Annotated in this window: 5 protein-coding genes; 1 reads left to right on the top strand and 4 read right to left on the bottom strand. The window is 47.0% G+C overall.

The genetic code is table 11. The features are described from left to right. Positions 1-216: 216 nt before the first annotated feature. The 4 genes from pssA to rluD form a co-directional block, all read right to left on the bottom strand. On the bottom strand, positions 217-1,044 hold the full coding sequence (gene pssA, locus DET62_RS13850; RefSeq protein WP_110014325.1) for a CDP-diacylglycerol--serine O-phosphatidyltransferase: 828 nt from the start codon (positions 1,042-1,044) through the stop codon (positions 217-219). Positions 1,045-1,132: 88 nt separating this feature from the next. Beyond that, complete coding sequence (gene clpB / locus DET62_RS13845; RefSeq protein WP_110014326.1) at positions 1,133-3,706, bottom strand: ATP-dependent chaperone ClpB; 2,574 nt, start codon at positions 3,704-3,706, stop codon at positions 1,133-1,135. A gap of 72 nt (positions 3,707-3,778) precedes the next feature. Beyond that, positions 3,779-4,492, bottom strand: coding sequence for a peptidoglycan editing factor PgeF (gene pgeF, locus DET62_RS13840; protein ID WP_110014327.1), 714 nt, complete (start codon positions 4,490-4,492; stop codon positions 3,779-3,781). Beyond that, positions 4,470-5,438, bottom strand: coding sequence for a 23S rRNA pseudouridine(1911/1915/1917) synthase RluD (gene rluD, locus DET62_RS13835; RefSeq protein ID WP_110014359.1), 969 nt, complete (start codon positions 5,436-5,438; stop codon positions 4,470-4,472). Before rluD ends, pgeF begins: the two co-directional genes overlap by 23 nt. Before the next feature lie 111 nt (positions 5,439-5,549). Here rluD and DET62_RS13830 point away from each other — a divergent pair, with 111 nt between their 5' ends. After that, entirely contained in the window at positions 5,550-6,320 is a 771-nt protein-coding gene (locus DET62_RS13830; protein WP_110014328.1) for an outer membrane protein assembly factor BamD, read from the top strand. The last annotated feature ends 2 nt before the right edge of the window (positions 6,321-6,322 follow it).

Genomic DNA, 6,322 nt, shown 5'->3' with positions numbered 1-6,322 from the left:
CTTTCGAAGCAGGGAGGCGTATTCTACACGTCCCTTTCGTTTCGTCAACCCATTTTTTTCAGCTTTTTCAGCCCGGTTAAAACAAAACGCCGTTGACCGAATTCCTTGCGGATAACTCATGACAACGGCGGCGAATTATAGTGATCTCTCTGGGTCTTGCAAGATCTTTTTAAAACCTTTTTGATCGTTTGCTCAGAACTTCACCAGTTTGTTGTTTTAATCTTCTTTCTTAGCCTTTTCTGCTTCTTTTTTAGTCTCTTTATTGTCATTAAAGTCGGCGTCATCGTCGTCGTCATCACCGACAACATGACCCAACTTCAACTTCTTCACATTCTTGATGGTTAATACCGGGCCCGATAAGGCATATAAAAAGAAGATGGAGAACAGCACTAAAGATGGTTGCGTCGCCACAATAACGAAAACCAAAACAATAACCAGAATAACGAGGAAAGAAACTTTGCCTTTCCAGTCTACGTCTTTAAAAGAGTGGTATCGGAAATTCGTAACCATTAGTAGCCCGGCACAAATAGTAATAACGGCAGCAAAGCCAGCCATGTCACTACCTTCAACACCGTATTCAGAGCCCACCCAGACTAAGCCTGCAACAATAGCTGCGGCACTGGGTATAGCCAGACCCTGAAAGAAGTTTTTATCAGAGGAGCCAAGGTTAGTATTAAACCGCGCCAGCCGTAATGCACCACCAGCCACAAAAATAAAGGCTGCTAACCAACCTATTTTTCCGAGATCAGCCAAGGCATAGTTATACATGACCAAGGCCGGTGCCATACCAAAGGAGACGATATCGGCCATACTGTCGAATTCGGCCCCGAAGTCACTTTCGGTATTGGTCATTCTTGCAACCCGGCCGTCCAGCCCATCAAAAACCATTGCAATAAAAATTGCGACTGCCGCTTCAATAAAGCGATCGTTCATTGACGCGACTATTGCATAAAAGCCTGAAAACAAGCCTGCAGTCGTAAACAAGTTTGGCAGTAAATAGATACCGCGGCTCTTACCATTGCTATTTGAGCTGTCATTACTCATGTATAAAACACTCTTTAGTCACTAAATAGAAAGTAGTCAGGTTATCACATTAGGGCTTCGAACAGGAAATGCCCGAAGCCCTGTGTGGTTATTGCGTGATCACTAACCGCTCATTTTCAACACTTACTTTGATCGGTTTAGCAGGCTCAAGTTCCCCTGACAAGATTTTTTGCGCTAAAGGATTCTCCAACTCGTGTTGAATAGCACGTTTCAGAGGCCGCGCGCCAAATACCGGATCAAATCCCGTTCTTGCCAGATGAGATAAAGCCTTATCATCCAGTTCTAACTGATAGTCTTTGTCTTCCAAACGCTTATAAAGGAGCTGCAACTGGAACTGCGCAATAGATCTAATTTCACTTTCCCCAAGAGGATGAAAGACAACCGTTTCGTCCACACGGTTAATGAACTCAGGACGGAAATGATGCGCCAGCACTTCCATAACCTCGGCCTTCATCTGCTCATAAGTATGCTCTTTGGCATGCTCCTGAATTAAATCAGAACCCAGGTTAGAGGTCATGATAATAACGGTATTTTTGAAATCGACCGTACGTCCCTGACCATCGGTTAAGCGGCCATCGTCCAATACCTGTAATAAGATATTAAAGACATCGGGGTGAGCCTTCTCAATTTCGTCGAGCAAAATTACCGAATACGGTTTACGCCGCACAGCCTCTGTTAAGTAGCCACCTTCTTCGTAGCCAACATAGCCAGGAGGCGCACCAACCAGACGGGCAACCGAATGCTTCTCCATAAACTCGGACATATCAATACGCACCATTGCATGGTCTGTATCAAACATAAAATTCGCCAAGGCTTTAGAGAGCTCAGTTTTACCCACACCGGTTGGACCAAGGAACAAGAATGAACCAATAGGACGGTTTGGATCACCAAGTCCTGCCCGTGAGCGACGAATAGCATTGGAAACCGCATCTACGGCCTCGTTTTGACCCACTACACGACTGTGGATTTGCTCTTCCATATGTAACAGCTTTTCACGCTCGCCTTCGAGCATTCTGTTAACCGGAATACCCGTCCACCGTGACAATACGTCAGCAATTTCTTCTTCAGTAACCCGGTTTTTCAGCAAACTCATATCCTGCATTTCGGCTTGCAAGGCTAAATCCAGTTGTCGCTCCAGTTCAGGAATCCGGCCATACTGAAGTTCTGACATCCGGTTTAAGTCACCGGCACGGCGGGCAATATCCATATCCGTGCGAGCCTGCTCTAGTTGCGCTTTAATATGTTGAGTACCTTGTACTGCCGCTTTTTCTGTATTCCAGACTTCTTCCAGTTCTTCATATTTACGTTCCTGCTCGTCTAGCTCGTCGTGCAGAATTTCCAAACGTTTTTTGCTGGCATCATCTTTTTCTTTCTGCAACGCCTGACGTTCAAGTTTTAACTGAATAATTCGACGCTCCAGACGATCCAAATCCTCCGGCTTAGAGTCAATTTGCATACGAATACTTGATGCTGCCTCGTCAATTAAGTCGATGGCTTTATCCGGCAGTTTTCGATCACTGATATAACGGTGCGATAAAGACGCCGCGGCCACAATAGCCGGATCGGTAATTTCCACCGAATGGTGCAGTTCGTAGCGCTCTTTCAAACCACGCAAAATAGCAATAGTGTCTTCCACGTTCGGTTCTTCCACCAGAACTTTCTGGAAGCGTCGTTCCAGCGCCGCATCTTTCTCAATATACTGACGATATTCATCCAATGTAGTAGCGCCTACACAGTGCAGCTCGCCGCGAGCCAGGGCTGGCTTCAACATGTTGCCGGCATCCATCGCACCGTCCGCTTTACCAGCACCGACCATGGTGTGCATTTCGTCAATAAACAAAATGATGCGACCTTCTTCTTTAGAAAGCTCAGTCAATACAGCTTTGAGTCGTTCTTCAAACTCGCCGCGGAATTTAGCTCCCGCTAATAAAGCCCCTAAATCCAGAGACAATACTCGTTTATGCTTTAAACCCTCAGGCACTTCGCCGTTAACAATACGCTGAGCTAACCCTTCAACAATGGCGGTTTTACCGACACCGGGGTCACCAATAAGTACCGGGTTGTTTTTAGTACGGCGCTGCAATACCTGAATAGTCCGGCGAATTTCTTCATCACGGCCAATAACAGGATCAAGCTTGCCCTGCTCCGCACGTTCAGTTAAATCAATGGTGTACTTGTCCAGCGCCTGGCGTTTGTCTTCGGCATTAGGGTCATCCACTTTTTCGCCATCACGAATGTCGTTAATGGCTTTTTCCAGCGCATCACGTTTTATGCCCTGCTGACGGAAAATATCGCCCAGCTTGCCTTTGTCTTCTGCCGCAGCCAGCAAAAACAGTTCAGACGAGATATAAGAATCATTTCTTTTTTGCGCGTATTTATCGCACAGGTTTAAAAGTTGAGCGGTGTTCTGCGATAGCTGAACGTCGCCGCCGGTACCCTCAACCTGAGGTAAGGCATCCAGGGCTTTCGACAAGTTCGCTCTGAACTGGGGAATGTCCACACCCAGCATGGTAAATAAAGGGCGCACTGAGCCACCGTTTTGATCCAACAGTGCCTGCATTAAATGGACGGGTTCTATGAATTGATGGTCACGTCCCAGAGCAATTGACTGAGCATCGGCAATTGCCATCTGAAACTTACTGGTAAATTTATCGTGTCGCATCGGTACTTCCTCACTTAATTCTTTCGTTAGGTTAAATGTGGGTACTTTTTGCGCATTTTCAAGTGGCTAAAATTAATTTCGCCAAATAATTGACGCAAATCTAGCTGCAGCTTTCTCCTTGCGCCACGAGTACCAGCTTCGGTTATTACGAACCGTACATTCGCAGCTTTTGGTTATATCCTCAATGCCCGCGCGCAAACACTCGTCCGCTGCAATTGAGGCTAAATCGGCTAACCATTTATCGGAGTGAGAAATAAAATATTCCGCATTAGATGAATGACGTGCAACGAACACATCTCTTACGTCATCACCTACTTCAAAAGCCGAAGCGCCGATAGACGGTCCTATCCAAATGCGAATGTTAGCCGCAGGGCTTTTAAAGCTTGCCAGAGCATTTTGTAATACCTCGCTGGCTAAACCTCGCCAACCTGCGTGCACTGCTGCAATTTCCTTTCCGTCGTCCGAACAACAAAGAATAGGCAAACAGTCTGCGGTTAAAACCGCACAGACACTCTGGGGCTCGTCGCTATAGACAGCATCAGCAACAGCGGACATAAAAGGCCAGCGCAAAACCCTATTGGTATGTTGTTGCTGTAGCCAGGTAACCGCGGCCGGTAATTTGAGTGAACGCTGCAATTGTCGGCGACGCAGAAGAACCGCAGCGGGGTCATCTCCGACATGCGCGGCCAGGTTTCCAAAAGCTCTGGTGGTCACTGCCGCGTGAACATTCGACGGCAGCTCCCAGTCAGGAACTATAATGCCGTCATGCTGACTTGAAACGTTCATGATCAACGCGCAGTTCTTCAATTAAATATTGAAAATCGGTTGGCCGTGGAACATTAAACTCCAGCCAGTCGCCGGTAATGGGATGATGTAAGCCCAACGATGCCGCATGCAGCGCCTGGCGGTTAAACCCTCGCAACGTCTGCAATAAACGATCTTCAGCCTGTTTGGGCGGACGCGGTCGGCCGCCGTAGGTCAAGTCACCGACTAAGGGGTGGCGAATATGCGCCATATGCACGCGAATCTGGTGAGTTCGGCCGGACTCTAAACGCAGACGAAGTAATGTATGCGCACGGTAGCGATCTAACACACGATAATGCGTGACTGCCGGTTTCCCCGACTGCACCACCGCCATATGCGTACGTTTTGTCGGATGACGACCGATAGGTTGGTCAACCATGCCGCCGGCTGTCATCACACCATTACACACTGCTTCATATTCGCGAGTAATATCGCGATCCTGCATCATTGAGACTAGCTGCGTCTGTGCGGGCACATTACGCGCAACAACCATCAGTCCTGTTGTGTCTTTATCTAAACGGTGAATAATACCCGCCCGCGGCACTAAACCGAGCTGCGGATCGTAATGCAACAAACCGTTTAACAAGGTTCTGTCAGGCGCTCCTGCTCCGGGATGGACAACTAAGCCCGCAGGCTTATTAATAACCAGAATATCGTCATCTTCATAAACAATATCCAGTTCCACCGGCTGTGCTGCGTGCCGCTCTTCCCCTTCAATTTCTGCGTCCACTGCAACTAAAGCACCGGCGACCACTTTTTCTCGCGGTTTTTCGATGACTTTTGTATCAATGGTCACTTTTCCATCAGTTATCCAGCTTTTTAAGCGAGACCTTGAGTAGTCAGGGAACAACTCTGCAAGTGCCTGGTCTAATCTTTTTCCAGCCAGAGACTCGGTAACAATGGCTTCTAATTCAATGCTTTTGTTCATATATTGGGTTTCGACTGTCAAAGCCTTTACGGCTGCGTTAGAATGCAAGAATATGCTAGTGTAACGGTTTGCCGGTGCAGCGCCAAAAAAATAAAGGGAATCCTTCATAATATGTTAAGTAATAAGTTAAGCCGAAGCCTCGTTTTCTCATCGGTTCTGGGATTAATGTTAGCGGGCTGCTCAAGCCAATCAGATGAAGAACAAGTGTCGAAAACACAAATAGAATATCTGTATGACCAGGCTCAGGAGAGTATGGCTAATGGTAATTTGAATTTGGCGCAGGAACAATTGTCCAGCCTGAACAAGCGTTACCCTTTTGGTCCTTTTGCTCATCAAATTCAGCTAGACCTTATTTATCTGCATTACAAACTCGATAATACAGACGAAGCCTTAGCCGCAATCGATCGCTTCATCAGCCTGAACCCAAATCATAAAGATGTCGATTACGCACTCTATATGCGCGGGTTGGTTAATCAGCGTGCTGAGCACAATGCCATACATAATCTGGCTGGCGTTGACCGCTCTGACCGTGACTCGTCTATGGCCGAGGCGGCATTTAAAGATTTTGCTGAGTTAGTTCGCAAGTACCCTAAAAGCGAATATGCAGCAGATGCGAAAAAACGTTTAATTGCATTGAAAAGTCGTTTGGCTAAAAAAGAACTGGCTATCGCTCAATATTATATGGAGCGTCAGGCTTACTTAGCAGCAGCTAACCGTGGTCGGTATGTATTAGAGCATTTTTCAGACACACCGGAAGTCGAAAATGCCTTAGCTATAATGGTAGAAAGTTATGATCAGCTGGAGCTGCCTGAATTGCGTGAAGACGCAATGAAGGTGCTGAGAGCAAACTTTCCTGAGAATCAGTTAGTCTCAGCCCGCTAGGT

The sequence above is a fragment of the Idiomarina sp. H2 genome, assembly GCF_004364275.1.
Taxonomy (GTDB): domain Bacteria; phylum Pseudomonadota; class Gammaproteobacteria; order Enterobacterales; family Alteromonadaceae; genus Idiomarina; species Idiomarina loihiensis.
The sequence above is the reverse complement of the archived record's forward strand: the minus strand, read 5'-3'. Positions and strand labels throughout refer to the sequence as shown.

Bases quoted from the DNA above. Each gene is read 5' to 3' on its own strand.
- DET62_RS13830 (WP_110014328.1), top strand. From the start codon at position 5,550: ATGTTAAGTAATAAGTTAAGCCGAAGCCTCGTTTTCTCATCGGTTCTG.
- rluD (WP_110014359.1), bottom strand. From the start codon at position 5,438: ATGAACAAAAGCATTGAATTAGAAGCCATTGTTACCGAGTCTCTGGCT.
- clpB (WP_110014326.1), bottom strand. From the start codon at position 3,706: ATGCGACACGATAAATTTACCAGTAAGTTTCAGATGGCAATTGCCGAT.
- pgeF (WP_110014327.1), bottom strand. From the start codon at position 4,492: ATGAACGTTTCAAGTCAGCATGACGGCATTATAGTTCCTGACTGGGAG.
- pssA (WP_110014325.1), bottom strand. From the start codon at position 1,044: ATGAGTAATGACAGCTCAAATAGCAATGGTAAGAGCCGCGGTATCTAT.